Source organism: Pseudomonas sp. A125 (assembly GCF_055409485.1).
In genome coordinates, this window is sequence record NZ_JBUZVP010000009.1 from 234,420 (window position 1) to 259,354 (window position 24,935).

Genomic DNA, 24,935 nt, shown 5'->3' on the forward strand with positions numbered 1-24,935 from the left:
TAAGAGGCGCCAGTGTCTTTCATGCTCAACAGATGATAAATAGCCTTATCACTCTTTCAGTAATGACTTTAATCATGGACCTGAACGCTGTACGCCTGCTGGTACGCGTCGCCGAAACCCGCAGTTTTACCCGCGCTGCCGGGGACTTGGGGTTGACCCAATCGGGCTTGTCCCGCGCCATTTCCCGGCTGGAAAACCAACTGGGCGTGCGCCTGCTGCAACGCAACACCCGCAGCGTCAGCCTCACGCCCGACGGGCAAATGCTGTATGAGCGCAGCGCGCCGTTGCTGGCAGAGCTGGCCGAAGCCGAGCGGCAAATGCTCGACCGCCGCGCCTCACCGTCCGGCTTGCTGAAGATCAGCACACCGTCATTGTTTGGCCGCAAGGTGGTGATGCCGGTGATCGGCGAACTGACCCTGAAATACCCCGAGTTGCGCATCGAAGCGGTGATGACCGACCGCCTGGTGGACATCGTCGACGAAGGCTTTGACGCCCTGCTGCGCACCGGCGATATCCAGGACCAGCGCCTGATCGCCCGGGCGCTGCCGCCGCTGCGTTGGATCACCGTCGCCGCCCCGGCGTACCTCGCGCGTTTTGGCACACCGCGCACCGTCGATGAACTCAAGGACCACAACTGCCTGACCGTGCGCAACCTGCGCACCAGCCGGCTGGTGGACTGGCAGTTCATGCTGGAGGGCAAGGTGCAGGATGTGAGCGTCGAGGGAAGGCTGATCTTTGATATCGGCGACGCGCTGGTGGACGGTGCAGTGGGTGGGTTTGGCATCGCCCAGGTGATGGATTTTGCGGTGCGCGAAGACTTGGCTGCCGGGCGCCTGGTGCCCTTGCTGGAAGATTTTGCCGGGCGCAGCCGGGCGATATCGCTGGTGTACCCACCGTCGCGGCAGTACTCGCCGAAGTTGATGGCGTTTGCCGAGGCACTCAACAAGGCGCAGTGGTAACACACCCATTGTGGTGACGGGGCTTGTCCTGTGGCAGGGGGACCTCTCTGTGGCAGGGGGACTTCTCTGTGCAAGGGGACTTGTCTGTGCCAGGGGGACTTCTCTGTGCCAGGGGGACTTGTCTGTGGTGAGGGGGCTTGTCCCCCGCTGGGCTGCGTAGCGGCCCCAAAAAAAGCGGGAGCGCTACGCACTCCAGCGGGGGACAAGCCCCCTCACCACAGGACAAGCCCCCTCACCACAGGACAAGCCCCCTCACCACAGGACAAGCCCCCCTCACCACAGGACAAGCCCCCTCACCACAGGGCAACCCCCATAGCCACAGGACAAGCCCCCTAGCCACAGGTTTTTTGATGTACGGCATTACGCCAGGTGTTTACCTTCCAGCGGTTCGCCAATCGTCAGGAAATGCCCGCCCGCCACATGGTGCACCGTACGCAGCGCATCCTGCCCTTCGAAATGCCAGCGGCCATCACTGAACACCCGCTCATCCGCCTCGGCCGCCACCACTTCAGCCAGGAATAAATCATAGGTCTGCTGGTTATGCGGCTCGGGCAGCAACCGGCACTCCAGCCACGCCACGCACCCTTCCAGCATCGGCGCGTCCGTGTGCTCGCCACTGAACGTCTGCAAGCCATAGGCGGCGAACTTATCGGTCTCGCTGCCAGTGGTGTTGCCCACGGTCTGCACGATATCGGCCTGGGCCGCACACGGTACGTTGAGCACGAAGGTGCCGGCGCCTTCCAGCAGTTGCCGGGTCCAGGTGGCCTTGTCCAGCACGACGGCGACTTTGGGCGGCTCGAAATCCAGCGGCATGGCCCAGGCCGCCGCCATGATGTTGCGCTGGCCGTTATGTGCGGCGCTGACCAGCACGGTCGGGCCGTGGTTAAGCAAGCGGTAGGCCTTGGACAGCGGGACGGGACGGCGATGGTTAGGGCTCATGGACGAAAGCTCGGAGAAAAAACCTACGATACCTCAAGCATGAGCCGCAGTGATTAGCTGCTCAGTTGATTGGCGAATTGCCCCACCGCGCTGACCACTTTCTGGGCACCGTCCTGGATCTCGACAATCACCGTGCCCGCCTCCGCCGCCAGGGCCAGGCCTTGTTCGGCTTGCAGGCGGCCATCGGTCATCAGCGCCACGGCATCGCGGGCCATGTCCTGGTTCTGGCGCACCACGCCGACGATCTCCTCGGTGGCCTTGCTGGTACGCGACGCCAGTTGCCGAACCTCATCGGCCACCACCGCAAAACCACGGCCCTGCTCGCCGGCGCGGGCGGCTTCGATGGCGGCGTTGAGCGCCAGCAGGTTGGTCTGTTCGGCGATGCCGCTGATGGTCTTGACGATGCTGCCAATCACCTGGGACTGGGCGTTAAGCGCTTCGATGCCCTCGCCGGCCTGTACCATGTGCTTGGCCAAATCGCGCATTACCTCTACCGCTTGGGTGACCACCGTGGTGCCCCGCTGGGCGCTGCTGTCGGTTTGCAGGGAGGTGCTGTAGGCGATGTTGGCCGCTTCGGCCACCGCCTGTTCCTGGTTGATCTGATCGGTGATCACCGTGGCGAACTTGACCACTTTGTACAGGCGCTCGTTGGCGTCGAGCACCGGGTTATACGAGGCCTCCAGCCACACCGTACGCCCGTGGCTGTCTACACGTTTGAAGCGGCCGGCGACGAATTCGCCGGCGTTCAGGCGCTTCCAGAACTGCTGGTACTCGGTGCTGTTGGCGTCCTGCGGCTCGCAGAACAAGCGGTGATGTTTGCCCTTGATCTGCGCCAGGCTATAACCCATGCCGTTGAGGAAACGGTCATTTGCCGTCAGCACATTACCGTTGAGGTCGAACTCGATGACCGCCGTGGAACGCACCAGCGCAGTGATCAGGTTTTCGTGCTCGCGGGACGCTTCGATGGTGCGGGTCAGGTCGCTGGAGTACATCGAAATGTGCTTGATACGCCCGTCGCTACCGCGCACCGGTTGCACGATGGAGCGCAGCCACGCCTCATCGCCGTTGCATCGTACCAGGCGCACGGTCCCGGCAAAGTGTTCACCGCGTACCAGGGCGTTCTTGAAACGCAGTTGAAAGCTGTCCTGCTTGACGTGCGCGGGCACCAGGTCGTCGATCAAGCGGCCCTGCAACTGGCTTGGCTGGTACGCCATCTCCTGTAGAAAAATGGCATTGACAGACTCGATGCGCCCTTCGGGGTTCAGGGTCAGGGTCATCATCTCGCTTTCCAGGCTCTCCTTGACCTGCTGCAAACTGGATAATTCTTCGCGAAGAGCAGACAGCTCCTGCTTGAGACGGGTGTTGAACATGGAGGCACCGGAGGGCAAGTAAGGAGGGGATCTGACCTGCATCGGCGCTGCGGGCGTTTTCTTAAGCGCGCTGTGGCGCATTGCTTAAGTATATTTTCGGGGCGCCTGCGCGGCACTGGCTTGCGGGTTGTTTTGCATCACCTTGGCGAAGGTGCGGTTGCCGATAAGTTAATCAAGGCCAGCACCGTGGCTGACGGTCAGGGGTGCACCTCGTCATGTTCGTCGTGCTGAAAACCATCGCCCTCGACCTGAATGGTCGCGTGGGAAATATCGAACTGTTCATGCAGTAATTGCGTCACCTGGCTGAGGATTTGTTGCTCGGTGCCTTGGGCCGAATCTGCCACCAGATGAGTACTGAGCACGTTCTTGCCGCTGGTGAGCGCCCAGATATGCAGGTCGTGTACGTCCTTTACCCCGGGCACCCCACGCAGCGCCTGCTCCACTTTGTCGATATCCATGCCGTGCGGCACACCTTGCAGCAGCACGTTCATGCTTTCCTTGAGCAGGGTCCAGGTTCGCGGCAATACCCAGAAGCCAATCGCTGCGGCGACCACCGAATCCACCCACGCCCAGCCGGTGTACATGATCACCAGCGCCGCGATGATCACGCCGATGGAGCCGAGCATGTCGCTCCAGACTTCCAGGTAGGCGCCCTTCACATTGAGGCTCTCGCCGCTGGCCGCGCTCAACAGACGCATGGAAATCAGATTGACGACCAGCCCCAGCACCGCGATCACCAGCATGCCGGTGGGCTGGACCTGGGCGGGTGCCTGCAAGCGTTGATACGCCTCATAAAGGATATAGAACGCCACGGCGAACAGCAGCAGTGCATTAAACGCCGCCGCCAGGATCTCGAAGCGGGCATAGCCAAAGGTGCGCTTGCGGTCGGCGGCGCGCTTGGCCACCTGGATCGCCACCAGGGAAATCCCCAGGGCCAGGGCGTCAGTCATCATGTGCGCGGCGTCGGACAACAGCGCCAGGCTGGCGGTGATAAAGGCCGCGATCACCTCGGCAATCATAAAACTGCCAGTCAGCGCCAATGCGATCCATAACAGCCGTTCGTGGCCGGCGCGTACCTGGGCGTGGCTATGTCCTGCGCTCATGAAATGTCCTCAAGTGTCGTCGTCCGGTTGATCATAGAGCTATAGGCCAAAACCACCGGCATGGGCTGGGAAATTGTCATCCCGCCGTCAGGTGGGCGTTATGCCACGCGCACCAAAATTGCACATGGACGCTCTGTAACCCTTCTATCAGGTATGCTTTTCGAGCAGGAAACAAAAAGAAACATATTAGCCAACCTGTTCGATAAGGAGTCCCGTTTTGGAGTTATCGACTGCCGCGTGGATGGTTCACGACACCCGCCTCATGTTTTGCGTATTACTGGCCATCGCCAGCATCATCGTGTTGATCAGCGCGACCAAGCTGCCGCCGTTCCTGTCGATCCTGATCGGCACCTTTATCGCCGGCGTGGGCGCAGGTTTGCCGCCGGAAGAAGTGGCGAAGGCTTTCAGCAAAGGCGCCGGGGCGATCCTGGGTGAAGCCGGGATCATCATTGCCCTGGGCTCGATGCTCGGCGCGTTGATGGCTGAGTCCGGGGCTGCCGATCGTATCGCCACCACCTTGCTGGGGTTGGGCAAGGGCAAGTCGCTGCCGTGGGTGATGGCGCTGGTGGCTATGGTGATTGGCTTGCCGCTGTTCTTTGAAGTGGGCCTGGTGATGATGGTTCCGATCATTTTCGTCATGGCCAAGCGTTCGAACCAGCCGCTGCTGAAAATCGCGATTCCGGCGCTGGCGGGCATGACCACCCTGCACGCCCTGATGCCACCGCATCCGGGGCCGCTGATTGCGGTGGGCGCGTTGCACGCCGACCTGGGCCTGACCATGCTGCTGGGCTTTTGCCTGGCGGTGCCGGCCGTTATTCTGGCAGGCCCGCTGTACGGCAACTGGTTGTCCAAGCGCATGCACGTGGATGAGCCGGCCGACATTGGCGCGCTGTTCAGTGCGCCGCCCAAGGCGCCGCGCCAGCCGAGTTTTGGGGTGTCGCTGCTGATCATCCTGTTGCCGGTGATTTTGATGCTCGGCAGCACCTTGGCCAAGGTCGCCATGTCGCCGGAAAGCCCGGTGGCGCTGACGTTGAAATTTCTCGGTGAGCCGTTGATCGCGCTGGGCCTGGCGGTAATTGCTGCGGTGATTTGCCTGGGTTGGGCCAGTGGTATGCCGCGGGCTGATGTCGGCAATACCTTGCGCAAGGCGCTGGCACCGATCGCGGTGCTGTTGCTGACCATCGGCGCGGGCGGCGGGTTGAAGCAAACATTGCTGGATGCCGGCGTTAGCCAGACCATCAGCAAGGTGGCCGAAGGCGCGCACATGCCGTACCTGCTGCTGGCCTGGTTGATTGCGGTGGCGCTGCGTCAGGCCACCGGCTCGGCGACCGTTGCCACGACCACCACGGCGGGCATTCTGGCGCCGATGATGGCGGGGTTGGCAGCCACGCAGAGCTCACTGGTGGCTCTGGCGATTGGCGCCGGCTCGGTGTTCTTCTGCCACGTCAACGACGCCGGCTTCTGGATGGTGCGTGAGTACTTCGGCTTGCAGTTGAAGCAGACGATTTGGGTGTGGTCGGTGTTGCAGACCATTGTCTCGGTGGTCGGCCTGGTCGGCACGCTGCTGATGTGGCACTTCCTGACGTAAGCCTTACCCTGCCTGGGTGCGGCGCTTGCCAAAATGCGCCGCACTCACTGCGCCCACCGCGCCCATCACCACGCAATACCCCACGCAGACCCACGGGCTGGTCGGCATCAAGGCGATCAATATCAGCGGCGTGGTACTCGCCCACAGCGCATACGCAATGTTGTAGGTGAAGGAAATCCCCGACACCCGCACCTGCGCCGGGAACAGGCCAACCATCACCGACGGCACCGCGCCCACCACCCCGCAACTCAAGCCGGCAAGCGCATACGCCGCGCCCAGCCACACGCCGCCTGCAATCAGGCTGGCATACAGCACCGCGATCCCCACTGGCAGCAACAGGCTGTAGACCAACACCGCGCGCCAGGCGCCAATGCGGTCTACCAGCAGGCCGGCCAGCACGCATCCGATGTTCAGGAACACGATGCCCAATGCGCTCAAGGCGAAGGTGTGGCTGGGGCTCATGCCGAAGGTTTTCTGCATCATGGTTGGGGTGATCACCACCAGTACCACCACGGCCGAGGTGAGCACGCAGGTGAGGATCATCGCCGGCAGCAGCGCGTTGCGGTGTTCGCGCAGCACGGTGCGCAACGGTAATTCTGCGCCAGCTTGGCGCCGCGCCTGCATCTGCAGGAACACCGGGGTTTCGTTGAGCCAGCGCCGCAGCCATACGCCGATCACGCCGAATACGCCGCCCAGCAGGAACGGGAAGCGCCAGGCGTAGTCGAGGATTTCGGCCGGGGTGAAGGCTTGCGCCAGCAGCGTCGCGGTCAGCGCGCCGAGCAGGTAGCCGAAGGTCAGCCCGGCTTGCAGGAAGCCCAGGGCATATCCGCGATGGTTACCCGGTGCGTGTTCGGCGACAAATACCCAGGCGCTGGGCACTTCCCCGCCCACCGCCGCGCCCTGGAGGATGCGCAGCGCCAGCAGGATCAAGGGGGCGAAATAGCCGATTTGTGCGTAGGTGGGCATGATCCCGATCAGCAGGCAAGGCAGCGCCATCATCAGGATGCTCAGGCTGAATACCCGTTTGCGCCCCAGGTGATCGGCAAAATGCGCCATCAGGATCCCGCCCAGCGGGCGCGCGAGGTAGCCGGTGACGAAGATGCCGAAGCTTTGCAGCAGGCGCAGCCATTCGGGCATTTCCGGCGGGAAGAACAGTTGGCTGAGGGTCAGCGCAAAAAAGACGAAGATGATGAAGTCGTAGATTTCCAGGGCCCCGCCCAGGGCAGCCAGGCCCAGGGTTTTGTAGTCGGAACGGGAGAAACGCTGCGCCTGTGGATAAGAGGTGGCAGTCATGAAGAAGCTCGGCAGACAAACAAAATGGACTGCAGGTTATGAGCTGGGCCGGGTGATGGCAATCGCGCTGGATATATTTGCTTTACTCATTGATCAATGAAGATAACTACATTCCCAAATGAATAGCCGTAGAGGAACATGCAGCAAAACTGCCGCCCCATAATAAATACAAATAGAGGTACTGAACGTGGCCGATGCTATCGAAGAAAGCCGCTACGCCCGATTTGCCCTGCGTTGTTCCAACTTCGCCGAGCGCTGGTTCCCAGACTCCTGGGTGTTTGCCGCCCTCGCCGTGATCATTGTCGCGGTAGCGACCTTAAGCATGGGCGCCGCGCCGACCGAGGCCGCCAAGGCGTTTGGCGATGGGTTCTGGAGTTTGATCCCGTTCACCATGCAAATGGCCTTCGTGGTGATTGGCGGTTATGTGGTGGCGAGCTCCCCGCCCGCCGTGAAATTGATCGACCGCCTGGCGCGCATCCCGAAGAACGGCCGCTCTGCCGTGGCGTGGGTGGCGTTGATTTCAATGGTTGCCTCGTTGCTCAACTGGGGCTTGTCCCTGGTGTTCGGCGGTTTGCTGGTGCGGGCGCTGGCCCGGCGTACGGATTTGCGCATGGATTATCGCGCGGCCGGTGCTGCAGCCTATTTGGGCCTGGGCGCGGTCTGGGCGTTGGGGCTGTCATCGTCAGCGGCGCAATTGCAGGCCAACCCGGCCAGTTTGCCGCCCTCGATTCTGTCGATCACCGGGATGATTCCGTTCACCGAGACGATCTTTTTGTGGCAATCCGGCGTGCTGCTGCTGGCGCTGATCGTAGTGTCGCTGATCATCGCCTACGCCACCGCGCCCGGGCCGAACTCCGCCCGTGACGCCAAGGCTTGTGGGGTCGACCCGGCCTTCAACCTGCCCAAGCCGCAAGCGCCGACCCGCCCCGGCGAATGGCTGGAACACAGCCCATTGCTGACCATCCTGTTGGCGTTACTGGCGGCCGGGTGGCTGTTTCATGAGTTCTCGACCAAGCCGGCGATCAGCGCCATCTCCGGGCTCAATACCTATAACTTTCTGTTCCTGATGGTGGGTGCGCTGCTGCACTGGCGCCCGCGCAGCTTCCTCGATGCAGTGGCCCGTGCGGTGCCGACCACCACCGGGGTGCTGATCCAGTTCCCGTTGTATGGCTCGATTGCGGCGTTGATGACGGTGGTCAAAGGCGGTGACGGCGCGACCCTGGCCCACCATATCTCGACCTTCTTCACCTCGATCGCGTCCCACGACACCTACGCGTTGTTGATGGGCGTGTACTCGGCGGTGCTGGGCTTCTTTATCCCCTCGGGCGGCGGCAAGTGGATCATCGAGGCGCCGTATGTGATGCAGGTCGCCAATGACCTGGAATATCACCTGGGCTGGGCGGTGCAGATCTACAACGCCGCCGAGGCGCTACCGAACCTGATCAACCCGTTCTATATGTTGCCACTGCTGGGCGTGCTGGGGTTGAAGGCGCGGGATTTGATCGGCTTTTCGTTTGTGCAGTTGCTGGTGCATACGCCGCTGGTGTTGTTTTTGCTGTGGGCGTTGGGCACCACGCTTAAATATTTGCCGCCGGTAATGCCTTAATTTTTCGAAGCTGCACCCGCTCTTCAGGCGGGTGCGGCTGGCAGGTTGCTCAGCAGCTCAGAAAGCGCGTGCTGGACCGTGTCCCATACCACTTCAAGATTTATATCGAAGTAACCATGGGCAATCCGGTTGCGCATCCCTCGCATACTGCGCCAAGGCACCTGCGGTTGGGCAGCTGCAAACTCTGGATGTTGATCCATTATTTTGGTCGACGCTTCGCCGATGATGATCAAACTCATGATCACGGCTTGCTGAGTACGCTTGTCTTCAACAAACTCAGGCTTGCTCAAACCGTCGACAAAGGTAATCGCGTCAGATGATGCCTGGCGTATGTGCTCCAGGTAATCACCAATACGATTTGACGTCATACAGGCCTGGCCTCTGCCAAGACTTGGGCACGAAACTTCAATGGCAGGTCGCCAGGCGTCAACAGGTCAACGTTGACCCCCAACAAATCCTCCAACTCAACTTGAAGCCCGCCAAGGTCAAAAAGCGTGGTACCCGGAAGTGCATCAACCAGCAAATCGAGATCGCTGCCCTCTTTGTCGGTACCGAGTAAAACAGAGCCGAATACCCTGGGATTGGAGGTGCGAAAGCGCCCGACCACTTCACGCACGGCCACTCTCTTGAGATCAAGGGCGGTTGAAGGTTTCATGATTCACCTCGATGCATGCAATATCGTGCCAGTCTAGCAGTGCTTGGGATGGGTAAACATGCTGGCGTCATCCCACTTGTGTCTTCCATCCGTCACAATCCGCTGATACCGTTTCCGCGAAACATATTGCAACAACTATTCAGTAGGGATCCCCAGTAATGAGTGACGAGCACCAAGATCGCCCTTCTTCCGATAATGCTGAAAAGCCGCCAATAGACACTAGCCGTCGGCGTTTTCTGGGTGGTGCGGCGGTACTGGGGGTCGGAGCCACCCTGAGCGCCTGCGGCGGCACAGCTGAACAGCCGGGCCCGCCGGTCGACCGCGAACTGACTCCTGCAGAACTGGACAAGGCCCTGCACGACAACGTGAAAACCGTGGTGGTGATCTACGGCGAGAACCGCAGCTTCAACAATCTGTTTGCCGATTTCCCCGGCGTGGAAAGCCCGCTCTCCGCGCTCAAACCTGTCGACTACCAGCAGCATGACCGTGATGGCAGCCTGTTGGACACCTTGCCTGAGGTGTGGGGTGGCGTGACCCAACTGGGCCCGCAGACCATCGACGGGGTGGTCTACCCGAGTGCCACGCAATACCAGGAACACCTGCCCAACGCGCCTTTCGCGTTGAAAGGCCCGGACGCTGAAGACCTCCCGCTGGCCCTGATCACCCGCGACCTGTGGCACGTGTTCTATCAAAACCAGATGCAAATTAACGGCGGCAAGAATGACCGCTTCGTCGCCTGGGCCGACTCGGGCGCGCTGACCTTTGGCCATTACTCGCAAACGCGCTACTCCCTGCGCTTGTGGGACGTTGCCAAGGAATTTGTGCTGTGCGACAACTTCTTCCAGGGCGCCTTCGGCGGTTCGTACCTCAACCACCAGTACCTGATCAGCGCCCAAGTGCCGTTCTACCCCGACGCCGCCAACTCGGTGGCCAAGTCGCAGATCGCCACGTTGCAAAGCGACGACCCCACCGATACGCGCCTCAAGCCACTGGATAAATCCCCGGCCAGCGCCATGACCGGCCCGCCGCAATTCGGCCCGAGCGCACTGACCCCCGACGGCTACGCGGTGAACACCATGGCGCCGCCTTACTGGCCCACCTGGATCCGCGACCCGCAACGCCCGGACTACGCCAAGCCCGACCTGCCCAGCGTACTGGTGCCACAGAGCCACGAACATATCGGCGACAAGCTCTCCAAGAAGAACGTCGACTGGGCCTGGTACGGCGGCGCCTGGCAGGCAACGATTGACGAGCACAAGGATTCGTTAGCGATTCCGAAGATCCCAAGCTTTCAGTATCACCATCAGCCGTTCAACTACTTCAAGCAGCAGGGCCCGCAAAACCCGGTAGAGCGCAAGAAGCGCCTGCGCGATGGCGGGCTGGGTGATGAGCCGAGCACCAACCACTTCATGGCCGACGCCCAGGCAGGCACGCTGCCGGCGGTGAGTTTCTACAAGCCCCAGGGCAACCTGAACATGCACGCCGGTTACGCCGACGTGGCCTCGGGCGACCGGCATATCACCCGCACCCTTAAGATGCTGCAGGAAAGCCCGCAGTGGAAAAACATGGTGGTGATCATCACCGTCGACGAAAACGGCGGCTGGTGGGACCACGTAGCCCCGCCAAAAGGCGACCGCTGGGGCCCGGGCACTCGCATCCCGGCGCTGGTGATTTCTCCGTTCGCGCGCAAGGGCACGGTGGACCATACGGTGTACGACACCGCGTCGATCCTGCGCCTGATCACCCGGGTGTTCCAGCTGGAGAAACTCGACGGCATCAAGCTGCGGGACGAGTCGATGGTCGCCCGCGGCCAGAAACCCATGGGCGACCTGACCAACGCGCTGCACTTCAAGGTGTAGGCGCTTTTGCTCAAAAGCGACAAGCGCGCAGTTTTTCTACGCGCTTTTCCCGGTCAACCGCTACTGTGTGAGGGTGGGCATTCACCCCGCGCAGACGGGCTTTCGCTGACAGGGAACCATCCATGTTTAAACTCGCCAGGTTGTCCTACACCCTGGCCGCACTGACCTTGAGTGCGGTCGTACAGGCTGACATCACCGTACCGCTGGGTACCCCGCAACGGGTCACCCAGTTGTTCGCCTACCCGAACAATTGCAACGTCGTGTGTTTTCGCCCCTGGACGCTGGAACAGACCGTCGAGCACTACCTCAACCAGAGCCTGCAACGCGATGGTTACAGCCGGGGGAAAGTCAGCGTCAAAACCGAACATGACCAAGTGCTTGCCACCTTCAGCGGCGTGCCGCAGGGTTATGGCCAACCGCTGACCACCTTGCTCGACACTGCAGACCTGGCTTACCAGGGCGCCAGCAAACTCAATAGTGATGGCAAGTGGCAGTTCAACTGGTACCTGTTCCTGCCCCTGGGCATGGCCCTGGAAAACCGCAAGAGCATCGAACTGCTGCACTTCCCGCCGGATTACTCGCTGACCCATTTCCAGGATTACCTGGAGTCGGCCACCACCGACCGCTGGGCAACCTTGCTCACCGCCAATGGCATCCCGGCAACCCAGACGCCGGAATACCAGACCATCATCGACATTGCCCCGATCGCCGCTCCCGCTACGGCGGGCAAGGACCTGGAAGGCGTGTACGGTTATTTCACCGACTACCAGACGCGCATGGTCAAGGAACTGAGCCTGCACGCAGGTGGCGCTTTGCCGATGGTGGCCTTCGGGGCGCCGGTGCGCAGCTGGATCAAGCAGCAATACGGGCAAACCGTGGGGGTGTTGGGCCTGGCGCAGATCAGCCCGGTCGATGGCAGCAAGGTAGCCGTGCTGGGCGCCAATCACCCGAGCTACATCTGGTATGCCGCCAACCCCGACACATATGAGGGTGACGAGCAAAAGGCCGATGAGGCCGGTTTAAAGGTGATGGGCCAGGATTTAAGCGCCGCCTGCTGGCAAGCCGCGATGGGCCAGAAGCCCGCCAGCGATCCAAATGTGCAACTCAAAGGCTGCATGAACACGTGGCAGGTGACGCGCAAGGAGCAGACCTGCGAACTGTTCTACACCTCGATCCGCGAGCTGACGCCCGAACAAGCGAACGCCAAATGCGCTCAACCTGCGATCAAAAATCAGCTGAGGCAATTGAAAAGCGCACCGCCCGCACCGTCGGTTGATGCACCGGAGCTTTGATGCAGGCTGCAAGAAGGGCATTTTCCTACATAAAACATAGCCAATTTCTACTGTCAGATTTGACAGTAGAAATTGGATCCCACTTCAGCGAGTCTTGAGCCGCGCCCATCCGCTGCAAGACTGGCAGTCGAGACACCAACGGCAGGTCAATGCAGCCCCTTCCTGGAGAGTTATGAAGACTCAAGCCATGGACAAGGCTAAAACCGCGGTGAGTGACTGCCTTTATCCCTTTGGGCCCCTGCTCGGCGAGCAGCGCTACCCCCGTGCGAGCGACTATGAAGTGGTGCATACCCGGGAGGGGTCAGGCGAGGGGATCAAGACACGTGTCGCGTTTGATAGCCGCCTGTGCATCGCCAAGGTGTCCGGCTATGCGTTGAGCGAACGACGCCTGCATACGGTGCAGATGTCGTCGCGCATCCACTTGTACGACCCGTGGTTCAGCGGCCTGCTGTCGCACTCGTGCAACCCGAACACGTTCCTCGACATGACGTACCTGGAACTGTGGTCCGTTCAACAGGTGCCTGCCGGCGCCCTGCTGACCATGGATTACGCCCACACCGAGGACGTGTTGTTCCGACAGTTTCGCTGCCAATGCGGCGAACTCAACTGCCGGGGGTGGATCACCGGCATGAAGGAGCCACTGAATACCGAGGGTCAACAGTTCATGGAGCAGTGGCGCAAGCGCAAAAGCCCCTAGACCGCACCCAACGGGCGCAGGCGGTATTGCGGCGGCAACTGCTCGAAACCACTGATGGTGGTGTTCAGGCTCTTCCACCGACCATCCTTGATCCCGTAGATGCAGCCGTGAACCGACAGGCTCTGCCCGCGATGCCAGGCGTTTTGCACAATGCTGGTGTGGCCGACGTTAGCCACTTGCTGGATCACGTTCAGCTCGCACAGGCGGTCTACGCGCTCCTCTTCCGTGGGCAACTGGGCCAGCACGTCGCGGTTTTCGTAATACAGGTCACGGATGGTGCGCAGCCAGCCGTCGATCAGGCCCAACTGGTTGTCCTGCATCGAGGCGCGCACGCCGCCACAGCCATAGTGGCCGGTGACCAGGATGTGTTTGACCTTGAGCACGTCAACCGCGTACTGGATCACCGACAGGCAATTGAGGTCGGTGTGGAGTACCACGTTGGCCACGTTGCGGTGCACAAACAGGTCGCCCGGCAGCATGCCGACGATCTCGTTGGCCGGTACGCGGGCGTCGGAGCAGCCGATCCACAGGTATTCCGGGGTTTGCTGGCGGGCGAGCTTGGCGAAGAATTCGGGATCTTCCTGTTTGATCGCATCCGCCCAGCGTTCGTTGTTATCAAGCAGGTCTTGTAGTTCGTTCATCAGGGAAAGCCTCAGGAATGATGCGCAGCTTTGACAATCGACCGCCCATCCGGGTCACGCCAGGAATAAAGATAGCCGGCTGGCAATTACTTGAATCTTGGGGAGCCATGCCTGTCCACACACTATAAGCCCCACAGTATGAGGAATCGCCATGACTGATTCACGACGTCCCTACGGCGCTACACAGCCCGAACCGATTGATGACAATGAAGATCGCATGGGCGAGATGCGCGAGCTGGATTTTGACCAGGAGGAGCCGACCGCGGAAATCGGCGATGAGATTCCGCTTCGCGAACGCGAGCACCTGATGCCCGACGAACGGGTGCGCGAAGCCGGGATGACAGGCGCCTCCACCGACGATCATGACTCAACCGATGATGACATGAGCCCGGAAACGCTGATCCATGAGGATGGCGCCCGCGATGCGCAGGAAGCGGGTGAAGACAACCCGGCGGATTACGATTTGAGTATCGTCGATGAAGACGAGATCGGCGGCGGCAATGGCCTGGATGAGGCCGAGTTGGCCGATATCGATCCAGTAGACGGCAACCGCTGACACAACACAGACTCAGCGGTGAAAAATGCCCCTTGTGGGAGCCGGGCTTGCCCGCGATGCAGGCGCCTCGGTGTCTCAGCGAGACCGAGGGGATGCCATCGCAGGCAAGCCAGCTCCCACAGTGGGTCGCATTCCAATGTGGGGCGAGGTTGCCCGCGAAGCTTTTGGGATCAATCCACCAGGGTGCAGGCCATCACGACCGCATCTTCACGACCACCAACGGCGGGGTAATAATCCCGCCGACGGCCAATCTCGTTGAAACCGTAACGCTCATACAACCGGAATGCGCCGGTATTACTGTCGCGCACCTCCAGGAAACATTCCCGCGCCTTGGCCGCGTAAGCCCGGGACATCAGGTGCTCCAGCAGGCTCAACCCCAGGCCACGCCCCTGGTTTTCCGGCTTGACGGTGATGTTCAGCAAATGTGCTTCATCAAGGATGATCTGCACCACGCCGTGGCCCACCTGCTGCTCACCTTCGAACATCAGCCATATCTGGTATTTGCCCAGCCCGTCGAGAAAAATCCCGCGGGTCCAGGGATGGCTGAACGCTGCGTATTCGATCTTCAGTACAGCGTCGAGGTCCGCCTCGGTCATCGGGCGGAAGGATAAAGCTTCACTCATCGGTACTTTTCCAGCGCGCCATCAGCCGGCGCATGGCTTGCCAGACATCAGCCTTACGCTGTGGCTCTTCCATTAATAGTTCCAGGCCCGGCAGGGCCCAGACGCAGCCCAGGCCTTCGACCTGCAGTTCGCGGTACCAGGCCTCGGCGTTGGCTTCGCCGGCAAACCGCACGGCGGGCAGGCCGATCAGCCACAGGCACACGCAGGGTTCGTCTTCCAGGCGCGCCGACACAAAACCTTGCACAAAATCCCGCGCAGCGTCCGGGCCCTGGTCCATGGTGCCCCGCACCAACAGCGGCCAGCGTACCGGCTCACCGACAATTTGCGGGCTGTCGGGCAGGCCGGCGGCGCGCAGCATGTCTTTGAGCAGCAAATACGCGGGGTCGCGGGTCTGGAAGCGCTCGCCTGTGGGTAACTCCACCAGCAACAGGCAACGCCCGGCCCGCAGCAACTGCAAGGCAAAGCGCGGCGGCGGCACCACCGGGGCCTTGGCCACGGCGGGCGCCTCTTCGGCGACGACTGGCTTGGCCACCGGCGACGGGCGTGGGACTTCGACCTTTGGCCGCACCACCGGGGTTTCGGCCACAGGCTTGACCAGTGGCACCGGCGCAGCCGCCTCCTCACCCGAAGGCTGGAAAACCTCGAACGGTTGCGGGGCCTCCAGCAGCTCGGGCCGCGAGGGCGCGGCGAACGGTAATTCAGTGCGCGGCAGCCAGTTGACCACCTGCATGGCGGTCAAGTAAGCGCGACGTCGGGACTCGATAAGCAAAGGTCGGCCACTTGTGGATAACTAAAGAACGGGGATTCTACCGCCCTTCGACGAAGATCGCCCGCAGTTGATCGTTCCGCTGAACGCCTCACGACCGGCTGTGGATAAATCCCGGCACCGATGCAGTACAATCGCCGCTTTTAATCGCTAACCAGCCGGCCATTCCGATGATCGAACCCAAGCGCGTCTTGCGCGCCCTCGCCGAACACTGGGCCCTGCTTGAGCCACTGTGCGAACACTTCGACCAAGGCACCCTGAGCCTCAGCGAATTACGCGCCCAACTGGCTGCCCAACAACTGGACAGCACGCCACAGGACATCACCAGCCTGCTGGACGTGTGGATTCGCCTGGATATCCTGGTGCCTGTCGCCAAGAGCCCGAACCGTTTCGAGCTCAATGCACAGATCCACGACTTCCTGGCCTATCTTCGCAAGGAGCACCGGCTGGGCCTGTGCCTGGAAATCGAAGCCTACCTGCGCCACCTTGAGCGCCTGGCGGGTTATATCCAGGACGCCTTCGACATCCGTGACGGCCATGACCTGGCGCGCCAACTGCGCCTGCTGGACATGCGCGTGCGCGACGTGCTGAAAAAACTCGCCAACGACGAACAGGCCCTCGCCGCCGTGGCCGACCGCGCCAAGACCAGCGACCGGCAGATCCCGTTGCGCCAGCGTTACGCCGAAGTACTGGCAACCTGGGACGAATACGTCGAGCCGATGATCCAGTTGGTGAATGCCGACGGCGCCTTCGAGCAAGGCGTGCGCAAGGTCGAGAACGTGCTGCTGCGCATGCTCACCGAGCAGCAGCGCCTCGGTCATTTGGTGGACGACGACATGCTGCTGCGCACCCACGCGCGCATCCTCGAAATGCAGACCAGCGCCCAGCTGACCTTGCGCCATGCCCGGGAACTGCTGCTGCCGTTGCGTGAAGAAGCGCGGCGGCACAACGCCGTGACCCGTGGCGCGGCGCTGGCCTTGTCGGCGATCCGCCGCAAGGGCCTGGACGCGGTGCCGCAAGCGGCGATGCCGATGTTTACCCGGCCGCAAAGCACCTTCCTGGGCGGTGCCAGCCAGGTTGAAGCCTATGTGTACGCCCTGGCCAACTTCGAACCGAAGCCGGCGCGTTTCCCCAAGGCGCACAAATCCCACAAGGGCGAAGCCCCTCGCGCCCCGCGCACGGTCAAGGAAATGCTCGAGCGCTGCGAAGATGCACTGCCGATGCCCGACCTGATGACCTGGCTGCTGGAGCAGGAACCGGACGGCGCAACCGACGAGTTGCTGTACTGGTTCTCACGCCTGTCGCGGGAGAAACGCTTCAAGCGCGAACGCCTGGAACGACGGGATTACCACACTCACGAGCATCAGGTCAGCCTGCGCTCATTCGCCCTGCTTCCAGCCAGCATTGAAGCGGCCGGGAATTCTGCGAGCACCCCTAATGCATCTTGATCTATCCGAACTGTCCCAGCTGGCGCCGATCTTTCGCGAGCTGTTCAAGGGTTACCACGTCAGCCGCCGCGACCCGGAGCTGTACGCCCAACTGTCGAACTTCCAGGACCAGTACCGCACGCTGTTCAAGGCCCTGGGCTTTGAACTGGTGTGCGACACCCGGGGTTTCTACTACTTCGTGCCGGATACCGCCGTGGCCGCCGCGCAGGTCAACAAGACCGCCCAGCGCCTGGCGTTGTTCACCTTCATCATCGTCGAACACCTGGCCGACCAGGGCCGCGACCCAATCGCCGTGCTCGACGGCGGCAGCCTGGGCCGTGATGAGCTGCCGTCGTTGCTGGAAAAGTACCGCGACCTGTTTATCCAGGCCGAAGTGACGACCGTTGAGGAGCTCGAAGAAAAAATCATGCGTCGTATGACGCAACTGGGTTTTGCCAGTGAAGAGAACGGCATCTACCGCTTCTTGCCGCCGATGCACCGCTTCCTGGATGTGTGTCTCTCGGTGCAGCAAGACCGTGACCTCGCCGCCAGTATCCACAGCGTGTTGCCGCTGCCGGCCCCGGTGATCATCGATGAAGACAGCGATGAAAAACTGCTGAAGACCGATGACCCGCTGGACTTGACCGAATTTGAAACAGAGAGCGAAGAAGACGCCATGGCCCGCGCCATTGCCGAAGAACAGGAGACCGACGCATGAGCAAGGAACGCTACGGCATTCGCCGCTTCGCCCTTTTGAACACCGCCGGTTACAGCCTGGGTTTGTTCCCGCTGGAAGAACCGCTGTCGGTGTATGGCGCGAACAACCTCGGTAAATCGGCTTCGATCAACGCCTTGCAGTTCCCGATTCTGGCGCGCATGTCAGACATGAGTTTCGGCAAGTACACCCTGGAACAATCCCGGCGTTTCTACTTTGCCACCGACACCAGCTACATCCTGGTGGAAGTCGCCCTGCCCCACGGCCCGCACGTGATCGGCGTGGTCGGGCGCGGCCCGGGCGGTGGGTTTGGTCACCAGTTCTTCGCCTATGCCGGCAAGCTGGACTTGGCGCATTACCAGAAGAACGACACCTGCCTGCGCCAGAAAGAGCTGTTCACCAACCTTGAGCGTGAAGGCCTGAAAGCCTATGAGCTGAAGCCCGATGAACTGCGGCGTTTGCTGGTGGGCGGCCATACGTCGATCCCGCTGGACCTGACCCTGATTCCGCTGCGCTCCACCAGCGAGCAGAGCCTGAAAACGTTCCGTGCGCTGTTTATCAACCTGCTGCACATGCGGGAAATTACCGCGGCCAAGTTGAAGCAGCTGTTCCTGGATGCCTTCGAACACAGCCTGCGTTCCGGCAGCGTGGATTACATCGCGGCGTGTGAAGAAGCGTTCCGTGATGTAAGGCGCATGGAACAGGACTACAACTCATTGGTCGCAGCAGGGCCGCTGGTGGAAGCGCTTTCCAATGGCGTGAAACAGCGGGAAATCCTGCGCGGCAAACTGCATCGCCTGTCGCCATTGCTGGATTCGTTGCTGGGCACCTGGTCGGACTACGCCAGTGCGCGCAAGGAAGAGCTGACGATCCAGGCCGAGCATTATCGCAACGAGCAAGACTCGCTGCAGAACGACCAGCGCGGCGGCACTCAGGAGCTGATGCGCCTGGAGCGGGAAATCAGCGGTATTCAGCGCTGGCTGGGTGAGCTGTCGGTGCTCAAGCATCGCTTCGCGCTGGTGGATGACGTCAAGGTGCTGGAGCAGCAACTGCTGGCGGCCAAGGATGCTCACGATGAATTGGCCGGTGCCCTGGCGCAGTCGCGTCAGTTCAGCGCCGAGGATTTGGACGAGCGCCTGCGCGACCTGGAAAAACGCCTGAAGTCGGTGAAGCAGCAACTCGATCACGCCGACAACAACAGCTACGCCAAGCTGCGCGAAGAATTCTCGCAGCAGGATGTCGAGCGCCTGATGCGCCTGTTCAACAGCTCGCTGTTCAGCTTGCCGCTGGGTGAACATGGCATCACGCTGGATGAAGACGGCCTGTGGGTTAAATCCCTGGAGCAGATCCTCGATGGTTTCAAGGGCGAGCGGTTTGAAGTGCCGGGGTTGGCCATTGATATCTCGCATATCGAGCCGCCGGCGTTGCAGGCGCTGGCTGACCGCGCCGCGTTGCGCGACCAGAAAGAGCGCCTGGAAAAAGAACTCAAGCAACTGAAAACCCAGCAGGCCGTAGCCTCTGATCGCGCGGCGAGCAAGACCCAGACTGAAGCGTTTTACCAGCAGGTGCTGGACGCACAGAAGGCGCTGGAAGACTTCCGCCGCGCCCAGACCCTGAGCGCCGAAGAAGGTGAGAAGCTGGAAAACCTGGCGCAGATGGAAGGCGCCCAGGACGAGTTGAAACGCTCCAGCGATGCGTTTACCGAACGCGTCCAGCAACTGTCGGCCAAGCTGCAACTGGTGGGGCGCCAGATTGGCGACATGGAAGCCAAGCAGCGCACGCTGGATGACGCGTTGCGTCGTCGTCAGTTGCTGCCGGCGGACTTGCCGTTCGGTACGCCCTTCATGGACCCGGTCGACGATTCCATTGAAAACCTGCTGCCGCTGCTCAATGACTATCAAGACAGCTGGCAGGGTTTGCTGCGCGCTGATGGCCAGATCGACGCACTGTATGCGCAGGTACGCCTCAAGGGCGTGGCCAAGTTCGACAGTGAAGATGACATGGAGCGTCGCCTGCACCTGCTGATCAACGCTTACGCGCACCGTACTGACGAAGCCCTGACCCTGGGCAAGGCACGGCGTGCGGCGGTCACCGATATCGCGCGCACCTTGCGCAATATCCGCAGCGACTACGACAGCCTTGAACATCAGTTGGCGCTGTTCAACCGTGAGATCAACAAGCGTCAGGTATCCAACCTGCAGAGTTTCCGCATCGTGCTCGCGCCGAACAAGGAAGCCCTCAAGCATATCGACCAGATCATCCACAGTGCCGGCCAATATGAAGAAGGCGAAACCCTGTCGGTGTTCGACCTGAGCCAAAGCGCCGAGCAAGACAACAAGAACGAGGAAGCCAAGGAATACCTGGCGCGCCTGGTCGCGGCCAACCATAACCAGCTGGGCCTCAAGGACTTGTTCGAACTGGCGTTCGAGATCACCAAGGTCAACGGCCAGCCAATCATTCATACCGACATTGATGGCGCCGCCTCCAACGGCACCACCATGACCATCAAGGCGCTGACCAACATGTACTTGTTGCTGCACTTGATGGACCGCGACCAGGCTGGGCGCGTGCGCTTGCCTTACTACCTCGATGAGGCCGCGGACATCGATGAGAAAAACCAGGCAGCATTGCTGGAAACCAGCTTGCAGTTGGGCTTTGTGCCGATTCTGGCGAGCGTGAAGCCGCAGGTCTCCGCCCAAGTGGCGATTGACCTGGAAGGCGGCAGCGGGCCGAACGGGATCTACATTGACGAGGCAGACTGGAAGTACATTCGTCGTCACGATGTGGTGAAGGCGACGGTGAATGTGCAGGCGGATGAGCCGGAGCTGGATGAAGTTTAATCGGCTGCGCTGACATACAAAAAGGCCGCGATCTTTGGATCGCGGCCTTTTTTGTGGCTTGGGATTTGTGGTTTTTTTGAGTGCCCTGTCGGGCAAGCCCGGCTCCCACATAGGGATGCATGCCCCTGTGGGAGCCGGGCTTGCCCGCGATAGCCGCGCCTCGGTTTACTTGCCGAGCGAAATTTTAGGTGCCCAGGTCAGCCATTCGTCTTCAAACTTGTCGAACAGCGGGAAGGTCTGCTGCGGGCGTGCGACATTGCCCATGCGTTCGCCGTCTGGCGTCGCAAAGGCGATGCCGCCGGCGACCAGGGTCTCCAGGGATTCGGTACGTACCGTCGCGCCCTTGAACAGGCCGAAGTCGAGACCAAACCCGCTGGTGTTCCAGAAGCGGCTGCCACTGCGCACCAGGGGCGCGTACTTGGGCTCGATCAGGATGTGGATCAGTACGCGGTCGGCGGTCTGGCCCAACTCGTAGCCTGTGACTTTACCCACCGTGACTTCGCGATAGGTAACCGGTACACCCTCCTTCAGCGAGCCACGGCGCGCGGCGCTCAACACCAGGCTCAAGCCCACTTCCTGATGGACAGCTTCCGGCGGTTGGTCGAGGGCGACAAAGCTCTTTTGCGGGCCGGCGTTCTTTACCGCTGGCTGCACTTCGATGTATTGCCCGGTGACCAGGGTTTCCAGGTTCGACGTCTTCATCAGCCCAAGTTCAGGCTTGACCACCCAGAACTGACTGCCAGCCCGGGCGATACGATCTGCTACCTGGGTGATGCGTGCACTGAGCAGCACCGATTGCATGTCGGCACTCAAGTCGACGCTTTCGATCTTGCCTACGTCCAGCCCCTTGAAGCGGACCGGCGTACCCGGGCGCAGGCCATCGGCGCGGTCAACCTTGATGGTCACCAGCGTACCGTGCTGGTTGGCGGCTTCGCGATCGGGGAACAGGCGGAAACGCGGGATGCGCTTTTTCAGCGGCACATTCTGTTCCGGGGTCTCGAAGGCGATACCGCCCGCCATCAGGCTGGCCAAAGATTCGCTTTTGACCTGGATGCCCCCTGTCAATCCGCCGGTCAGGGTTACGCCGCTGGCGTTCCAGAATCGGGTGGAGCCGTTGACCAGGCCTTCGTATTCCTTCTCGATGTGGACGCCGATCACCAGTTGCTTGTTCTTGCGCGAGAACTGGTAGCTCTGCACGGAGCCGACCTTGACCTGCTTATAGAGGATCGGGCTGCCGACATCCAGGGAACCGAGGTTGTCGGTGAACAGCACCATGTGCAGGCCAGGGGAACGCAGGTCCAGCGGCGGTGCCTTGGCCCGGGCCACAAATTCCCGTTGCGGTGCGCTGCCCTTGTCGCCGGGGCGGATGGCGATGTAGTTACCTTTGACCAAGGCTTCCAGCCCGGTAATGCCCGCCAGGGAAATCGACGGCTTGACCACCCAGAACTGGGTGTCCTGGACGAGGTAGTCTTCGGCCAATGGGTCAAGGGTCAACTCGGCACTCGCGCTGGAAAGGTCCGGGTCGATCTTCAGGGTTTTCAGGCTGCCGATCTGGATGCCTTTGTACATCACCGGCGTGCGCCCCGCTTGCAGGCCCTCGAAGTCGCTGAGTTTGACCTTGACCTTGATGCCCGCGGCGGCGGCGTCAAAGTCTTCATACAGGCGAAACGGCAGGCTCGGATCCGTCGGCGGGCTGTCCTTGCGGTTCTCTGGCGTAGCGAAGGCGATACCGCCGGCCACGATGCTGGCCAGGGATTCGCTGCGCACTTTTACGCCGGAGAGGTTGGCGTCGATGCTGATGCCGCTGGCGTTCCAGAAACGCGTGTGTTTGCGCACCAGGCTGGCGTAGGTCGGCTCGATGTAGACCTTGATTTCGACGGTGGTCTGGTCCTCGGAGAGCAGGTAGCTTTTGACCTGGCCCACCTGGATCTGCTTGTAGAACACCGGGCTGCCACGGTTCAGCGAGCCGAGGCGATCAGCTTTGATCGTCAGGTGCAGGCCGGGTTTGGCGTCGGATAAAGGGGGCTCTTCGGACAAGGCCTTGAACTTGCGCGTCGGCTCACCATCGCCCGGGCTGGCAGCAATGTAGTTGCCCGAAACCAACGTTTCCAGGCCGGTGATACCGGCCAGGCTCACGCTGGGTTTTACCAGCCAGAAGCGGGTGTTGGTCTTGAGGTATTGCTCGACGTCCTTGTTCATCTCGATGGTGGCAATCACCCCGCGATTGTTACCTTCGTCATCCAGGGCCAGGGTTTTGACCTTGCCCACGGACATGCCTTTGTAGACCACTTCGGTCTTGTTGGCCTGGATCCCTTCGCCGCTTTCAAAGCGAACCTGAATCTCGATACCTTGCTGGTTGTAGGCGCGCCATCCCAACCAGCCGCCGATGATCAGGGCAATCAGGGGCAGCACCCAAATGGCCGACCAGTTGGAAGCTGGGCGGGTTTTAGCCTTAGGCAAATCACTCATGGTCGTCGTCCGACTCCGTGTTATCCCAAATCAGTCGGGGATCAAAAGTTACGGCGGCAAGCATCGTCAAGATCACCACACTGGCGAACGCCACGGCACCGAGATTGGCCTCGACACTGGCAAGTCGCCCAAAGTTTACGACCGCCACCAGGATGGCGATCACGAAGATATCCAGCATGGACCAGCGGCCAATGAACTCGATAAAGCGGTACATGATAATGCGTTGTTGCGCGGAAAGTGGCTGGTGACGCTGCACCGAAAACAGCAGCAGGCCGATGCCCACCAGCTTGAAGGTCGGCACCAGGATGCTGGCGACAAATACCACTGCGGCAATGGGGAACATGCCGTGCTGCATCAGTTGGATCACGCCGGACATGATGGTGCTCGGGTCGCCTTGCCCCAGGGAGCTGACGGTCATGATCGGCAACAGATTGGCTGGGATGTACAAGATGGCCGCCGTGATCAGCAGCGCCCAGGTGCGCGTCAGGCTGTTCGGGCGACGAGCATGGACCAGCGCACCGCAACGGGTACAGGTTTGCTCGTCGGTGTCCGGGTCTTGCTTGTTCAACTCGTGGCATTCAGTACAGATCAGAATGCCCGCATCAATCGCCCGCATGAGTTTGCTCTCCTGACAGCGCTTCCCAGATCTGGTGAGGCGACATAACCACTTCCAGCAGTATCTGGACCATTAACAGACTCACGAAACAGGCCAGGCCCAGCCCGATGGTGATGGAGGCCATGTCGGCCAGTTTTACGATCGCCACCAGCACGCCCATCAGGTAGACCTCGAGCATCCCCCAGTCTTTGAGGTGGTGGTAGATGCGATAAAACAGCAGGCCGTGGCTGCGGCCGATGTTCCAGCGGATACTCAGCAATACCGCCAGTTGGCACAAGAGCTTGAGCAACGGGATGCCCATGCTGCACAGGAACACCACCACGGCGACGCCTTGCATGCCGGTATCGAACAGACCGACAACGCCGGTCCATACGGTGTCTTGCGAGGACTGCCCGAGTAGATTGAGCTGCATGATGGGTAAAAAGTTCGCGGGGACGTACAACAACAGCGCGGCAATCACTAACGCCAGGCTTCTTTCAACGACGTTGTTGCGATGGGCGTACAGCTCGTAGCCGCAGCGCGAGCACTGGGCCTTTTCACCGCGGGCGAGTTCTGGCTTGCGCATCAGCAGGTCGCACTCATGGCATGCCACCAGCTTGTCCAGCGGTAAGTCTGACACCTCGTGGGTATCAACCGGGTCGGGCATATAGGGCTCGGGCTCTAAAAAAGATCAGGTGCCTATTCTAGTGTTCTGGTTCAGAAATAACTGTGCAAATTTGTCGGCTGCAGGTGTAGATCAAACGGGGCGGCTTGCTCGTAAAGTTTTCGACCGCGCAAAAACAAAACCCCTGATTGCGTTAGCAATCAGGGGTTCTGGAATTTAATCTTGACGATGACCTACTCTCACATGGGGAAACCCCACACTACCATCGGCGATGCATCGTTTCACTGCTGAGTTCGGGATGGGATCAGGTGGTTCCA

Annotated in this window: 22 protein-coding genes, 1 rRNA gene and 1 pseudogene; 10 read left to right on the forward strand and 14 right to left on the reverse strand. The window is 60.9% G+C overall.

Features of this window, described 5'->3' with window-relative positions; all coding sequences use genetic code 11:
* Positions 1 to 74 precede the first annotated feature (74 nt).
* Complete coding sequence (locus tag ACZRN6_RS15060; protein ID WP_464008306.1) at positions 75 to 959, forward strand: LysR family transcriptional regulator; 885 nt, start codon at positions 75 to 77, stop codon at positions 957 to 959.
* 360 nt (positions 960 to 1,319) lie between these two features.
* Here the strand turns inward: ACZRN6_RS15060 and ACZRN6_RS15065 are convergent, their stop codons facing one another.
* From ACZRN6_RS15065 to ACZRN6_RS15080, 4 genes and pseudogenes are all read right to left on the reverse strand, one after another.
* Positions 1,320 to 1,898, reverse strand: a complete 579-nt coding sequence (locus ACZRN6_RS15065; RefSeq protein ID WP_322143208.1) for a flavin reductase family protein — start codon at positions 1,896 to 1,898, stop codon at positions 1,320 to 1,322.
* A gap of 53 nt (positions 1,899 to 1,951) precedes the next feature.
* Positions 1,952 to 2,383: a methyl-accepting chemotaxis protein gene (locus ACZRN6_RS15070; RefSeq protein ID WP_464008321.1), complete on the reverse strand. Its 432-nt coding sequence runs from the start codon at positions 2,381 to 2,383 to the stop codon at positions 1,952 to 1,954.
* 108 nt (positions 2,384 to 2,491) lie between these two features.
* Positions 2,492 to 3,349 (reverse strand): annotated as a pseudogene (locus tag ACZRN6_RS15075) (PAS domain-containing protein); the annotation flags it as partial.
* 116 nt (positions 3,350 to 3,465) lie between these two features.
* Complete coding sequence (locus ACZRN6_RS15080; RefSeq protein ID WP_464008307.1) at positions 3,466 to 4,371, reverse strand: cation diffusion facilitator family transporter; 906 nt, start codon at positions 4,369 to 4,371, stop codon at positions 3,466 to 3,468.
* A gap of 217 nt (positions 4,372 to 4,588) precedes the next feature.
* Between ACZRN6_RS15080 and ACZRN6_RS15085 the strand changes: the two genes are divergently transcribed.
* On the forward strand, positions 4,589 to 5,959 hold the full coding sequence (locus tag ACZRN6_RS15085; protein WP_023659163.1) for a GntT/GntP/DsdX family permease: 1,371 nt from the start codon (positions 4,589 to 4,591) through the stop codon (positions 5,957 to 5,959).
* Between the two features lie 3 nt (positions 5,960 to 5,962).
* Here the strand turns inward: ACZRN6_RS15085 and ACZRN6_RS15090 are convergent, their stop codons facing one another.
* Positions 5,963 to 7,252, reverse strand: a complete 1,290-nt coding sequence (locus ACZRN6_RS15090) for an MFS transporter (RefSeq protein ID WP_464008308.1) — start codon at positions 7,250 to 7,252, stop codon at positions 5,963 to 5,965.
* 187 nt (positions 7,253 to 7,439) lie between these two features.
* On the opposite strand from ACZRN6_RS15090, the gene ACZRN6_RS15095 reads away from it, so the two are divergent.
* Positions 7,440 to 8,858, forward strand: coding sequence for a short-chain fatty acid transporter (locus ACZRN6_RS15095; protein ID WP_322143204.1), 1,419 nt, complete (start codon positions 7,440 to 7,442; stop codon positions 8,856 to 8,858).
* 23 nt (positions 8,859 to 8,881) lie between these two features.
* On the opposite strand, the gene ACZRN6_RS15100 is transcribed toward ACZRN6_RS15095, so the two are convergent.
* Both ACZRN6_RS15100 and ACZRN6_RS15105 read right to left on the reverse strand, forming a co-directional pair.
* Positions 8,882 to 9,226: a HepT-like ribonuclease domain-containing protein gene (locus ACZRN6_RS15100; protein WP_464008309.1), complete on the reverse strand. Its 345-nt coding sequence runs from the start codon at positions 9,224 to 9,226 to the stop codon at positions 8,882 to 8,884.
* Complete coding sequence (locus tag ACZRN6_RS15105) at positions 9,223 to 9,513, reverse strand: nucleotidyltransferase family protein (protein WP_076014916.1); 291 nt, start codon at positions 9,511 to 9,513, stop codon at positions 9,223 to 9,225. The genes ACZRN6_RS15100 and ACZRN6_RS15105 overlap by 4 nt, the downstream gene beginning before the upstream one ends.
* 158 nt (positions 9,514 to 9,671) lie before the next feature.
* Between ACZRN6_RS15105 and acpA the strand changes: the two genes are divergently transcribed.
* From acpA to ACZRN6_RS15120, 3 genes are all read left to right on the forward strand, one after another.
* Positions 9,672 to 11,372: an acid phosphatase gene (gene acpA, locus ACZRN6_RS15110; protein WP_464008310.1), complete on the forward strand. Its 1,701-nt coding sequence runs from the start codon at positions 9,672 to 9,674 to the stop codon at positions 11,370 to 11,372.
* A gap of 122 nt (positions 11,373 to 11,494) precedes the next feature.
* Positions 11,495 to 12,664 carry a hypothetical protein gene (locus ACZRN6_RS15115; protein WP_464008311.1) on the forward strand — a complete coding sequence of 390 codons (1,170 nt, stop codon included), beginning with the start codon at positions 11,495 to 11,497 and terminating at the stop codon, positions 12,662 to 12,664.
* Positions 12,665 to 12,836: 172 nt separating this feature from the next.
* Positions 12,837 to 13,361: an SET domain-containing protein-lysine N-methyltransferase gene (locus tag ACZRN6_RS15120; RefSeq protein WP_322143200.1), complete on the forward strand. Its 525-nt coding sequence runs from the start codon at positions 12,837 to 12,839 to the stop codon at positions 13,359 to 13,361.
* Here ACZRN6_RS15120 and can read toward each other — a convergent pair.
* The gene (can, locus tag ACZRN6_RS15125; RefSeq protein ID WP_003214385.1) at positions 13,358 to 14,002 is read right to left on the reverse strand and encodes a carbonate dehydratase; all 645 of its coding nucleotides are present in this window, start codon (positions 14,000 to 14,002) and stop codon (positions 13,358 to 13,360) included. The genes ACZRN6_RS15120 and can overlap by 4 nt on opposite strands.
* Positions 14,003 to 14,153: 151 nt before the next feature.
* On the opposite strand from can, the gene ACZRN6_RS15130 reads away from it, so the two are divergent.
* Positions 14,154 to 14,558: a serine kinase/phosphatase gene (locus ACZRN6_RS15130; RefSeq protein WP_322143199.1), complete on the forward strand. Its 405-nt coding sequence runs from the start codon at positions 14,154 to 14,156 to the stop codon at positions 14,556 to 14,558.
* Positions 14,559 to 14,728: 170 nt separating this feature from the next.
* Here the strand turns inward: ACZRN6_RS15130 and rimI are convergent, their stop codons facing one another.
* Positions 14,729 to 15,181, reverse strand: coding sequence for a ribosomal protein S18-alanine N-acetyltransferase (gene rimI / locus ACZRN6_RS15135; protein WP_048724386.1), 453 nt, complete (start codon positions 15,179 to 15,181; stop codon positions 14,729 to 14,731).
* Positions 15,174 to 15,911 (reverse strand): energy transducer TonB, encoded by a 738-nt coding sequence (locus tag ACZRN6_RS15140; RefSeq protein WP_464008322.1) that lies wholly within the window; start codon positions 15,909 to 15,911, stop codon positions 15,174 to 15,176. Before ACZRN6_RS15140 ends, rimI begins: the two co-directional genes overlap by 8 nt.
* 206 nt (positions 15,912 to 16,117) lie before the next feature.
* Between ACZRN6_RS15140 and mksB the strand changes: the two genes are divergently transcribed.
* Genes mksB through mksF form a run of 3 tightly spaced genes read left to right on the forward strand, consistent with a single transcriptional unit; the run spans position 16,118 to position 20,929 of the window.
* Positions 16,118 to 17,395, forward strand: coding sequence for an Mks condensin complex protein MksB (mksB, locus tag ACZRN6_RS15145; protein WP_464008312.1), 1,278 nt, complete (start codon positions 16,118 to 16,120; stop codon positions 17,393 to 17,395).
* Positions 17,385 to 18,092 (forward strand): Mks condensin complex protein MksE, encoded by a 708-nt coding sequence (mksE, locus tag ACZRN6_RS15150; RefSeq protein ID WP_322143197.1) that lies wholly within the window; start codon positions 17,385 to 17,387, stop codon positions 18,090 to 18,092. The genes mksB and mksE overlap by 11 nt, the downstream gene beginning before the upstream one ends.
* The gene (mksF, locus tag ACZRN6_RS15155) at positions 18,089 to 20,929 is read left to right on the forward strand and encodes an Mks condensin complex protein MksF (protein WP_464008313.1); all 2,841 of its coding nucleotides are present in this window, start codon (positions 18,089 to 18,091) and stop codon (positions 20,927 to 20,929) included. Before mksE ends, mksF begins: the two co-directional genes overlap by 4 nt.
* A 165-nt stretch (positions 20,930 to 21,094) precedes the next feature.
* Here the strand turns inward: mksF and ACZRN6_RS15160 are convergent, their stop codons facing one another.
* From ACZRN6_RS15160 to rrf, 4 genes are all read right to left on the reverse strand, one after another.
* The gene (locus ACZRN6_RS15160) at positions 21,095 to 23,398 is read right to left on the reverse strand and encodes a PqiB family protein (protein WP_464008314.1); all 2,304 of its coding nucleotides are present in this window, start codon (positions 23,396 to 23,398) and stop codon (positions 21,095 to 21,097) included.
* The gene (locus ACZRN6_RS15165) at positions 23,391 to 24,014 is read right to left on the reverse strand and encodes a paraquat-inducible protein A (RefSeq protein WP_226477389.1); all 624 of its coding nucleotides are present in this window, start codon (positions 24,012 to 24,014) and stop codon (positions 23,391 to 23,393) included. Before ACZRN6_RS15165 ends, ACZRN6_RS15160 begins: the two co-directional genes overlap by 8 nt.
* On the reverse strand, positions 24,001 to 24,660 hold the full coding sequence (locus ACZRN6_RS15170; RefSeq protein WP_464008315.1) for a paraquat-inducible protein A: 660 nt from the start codon (positions 24,658 to 24,660) through the stop codon (positions 24,001 to 24,003). The genes ACZRN6_RS15165 and ACZRN6_RS15170 overlap by 14 nt, the downstream gene beginning before the upstream one ends.
* A gap of 178 nt (positions 24,661 to 24,838) precedes the next feature.
* Positions 24,839 to 24,935, reverse strand: a 5S ribosomal RNA gene (rrf, locus tag ACZRN6_RS15175); the annotation flags it as partial.

Coding starts and splice junctions, on each gene's coding strand:
- mksF (WP_464008313.1), top strand. CDS start 18,089: ATGAGCAAGGAACGCTACGGCATTCGCCGCTTCGCCCTTTTGAACACC.
- ACZRN6_RS15070 (WP_464008321.1), bottom strand. CDS start 2,383: ATGCGCGATTTGGCCAAGCACATGGTACAGGCCGGCGAGGGCATCGAA.
- mksE (WP_322143197.1), top strand. CDS start 17,385: ATGCATCTTGATCTATCCGAACTGTCCCAGCTGGCGCCGATCTTTCGC.
- ACZRN6_RS15115 (WP_464008311.1), top strand. CDS start 11,495: ATGTTTAAACTCGCCAGGTTGTCCTACACCCTGGCCGCACTGACCTTG.
- ACZRN6_RS15170 (WP_464008315.1), bottom strand. CDS start 24,660: ATGCCCGACCCGGTTGATACCCACGAGGTGTCAGACTTACCGCTGGAC.
- can (WP_003214385.1), bottom strand. CDS start 14,002: ATGAACGAACTACAAGACCTGCTTGATAACAACGAACGCTGGGCGGAT.
- ACZRN6_RS15165 (WP_226477389.1), bottom strand. CDS start 24,014: ATGCGGGCGATTGATGCGGGCATTCTGATCTGTACTGAATGCCACGAG.
- rimI (WP_048724386.1), bottom strand. CDS start 15,181: ATGAGTGAAGCTTTATCCTTCCGCCCGATGACCGAGGCGGACCTCGAC.
- ACZRN6_RS15090 (WP_464008308.1), bottom strand. CDS start 7,252: ATGACTGCCACCTCTTATCCACAGGCGCAGCGTTTCTCCCGTTCCGAC.
- ACZRN6_RS15080 (WP_464008307.1), bottom strand. CDS start 4,371: ATGAGCGCAGGACATAGCCACGCCCAGGTACGCGCCGGCCACGAACGG.
- mksB (WP_464008312.1), top strand. CDS start 16,118: ATGATCGAACCCAAGCGCGTCTTGCGCGCCCTCGCCGAACACTGGGCC.
- ACZRN6_RS15100 (WP_464008309.1), bottom strand. CDS start 9,226: ATGACGTCAAATCGTATTGGTGATTACCTGGAGCACATACGCCAGGCA.
- ACZRN6_RS15160 (WP_464008314.1), bottom strand. CDS start 23,398: ATGAGTGATTTGCCTAAGGCTAAAACCCGCCCAGCTTCCAACTGGTCG.
- acpA (WP_464008310.1), top strand. CDS start 9,672: ATGAGTGACGAGCACCAAGATCGCCCTTCTTCCGATAATGCTGAAAAG.
- ACZRN6_RS15130 (WP_322143199.1), top strand. CDS start 14,154: ATGACTGATTCACGACGTCCCTACGGCGCTACACAGCCCGAACCGATT.
- ACZRN6_RS15140 (WP_464008322.1), bottom strand. CDS start 15,911: ATGCAGGTGGTCAACTGGCTGCCGCGCACTGAATTACCGTTCGCCGCG.
- ACZRN6_RS15120 (WP_322143200.1), top strand. CDS start 12,837: ATGAAGACTCAAGCCATGGACAAGGCTAAAACCGCGGTGAGTGACTGC.
- ACZRN6_RS15060 (WP_464008306.1), top strand. CDS start 75: ATGGACCTGAACGCTGTACGCCTGCTGGTACGCGTCGCCGAAACCCGC.
- ACZRN6_RS15065 (WP_322143208.1), bottom strand. CDS start 1,898: ATGAGCCCTAACCATCGCCGTCCCGTCCCGCTGTCCAAGGCCTACCGC.
- ACZRN6_RS15105 (WP_076014916.1), bottom strand. CDS start 9,513: ATGAAACCTTCAACCGCCCTTGATCTCAAGAGAGTGGCCGTGCGTGAA.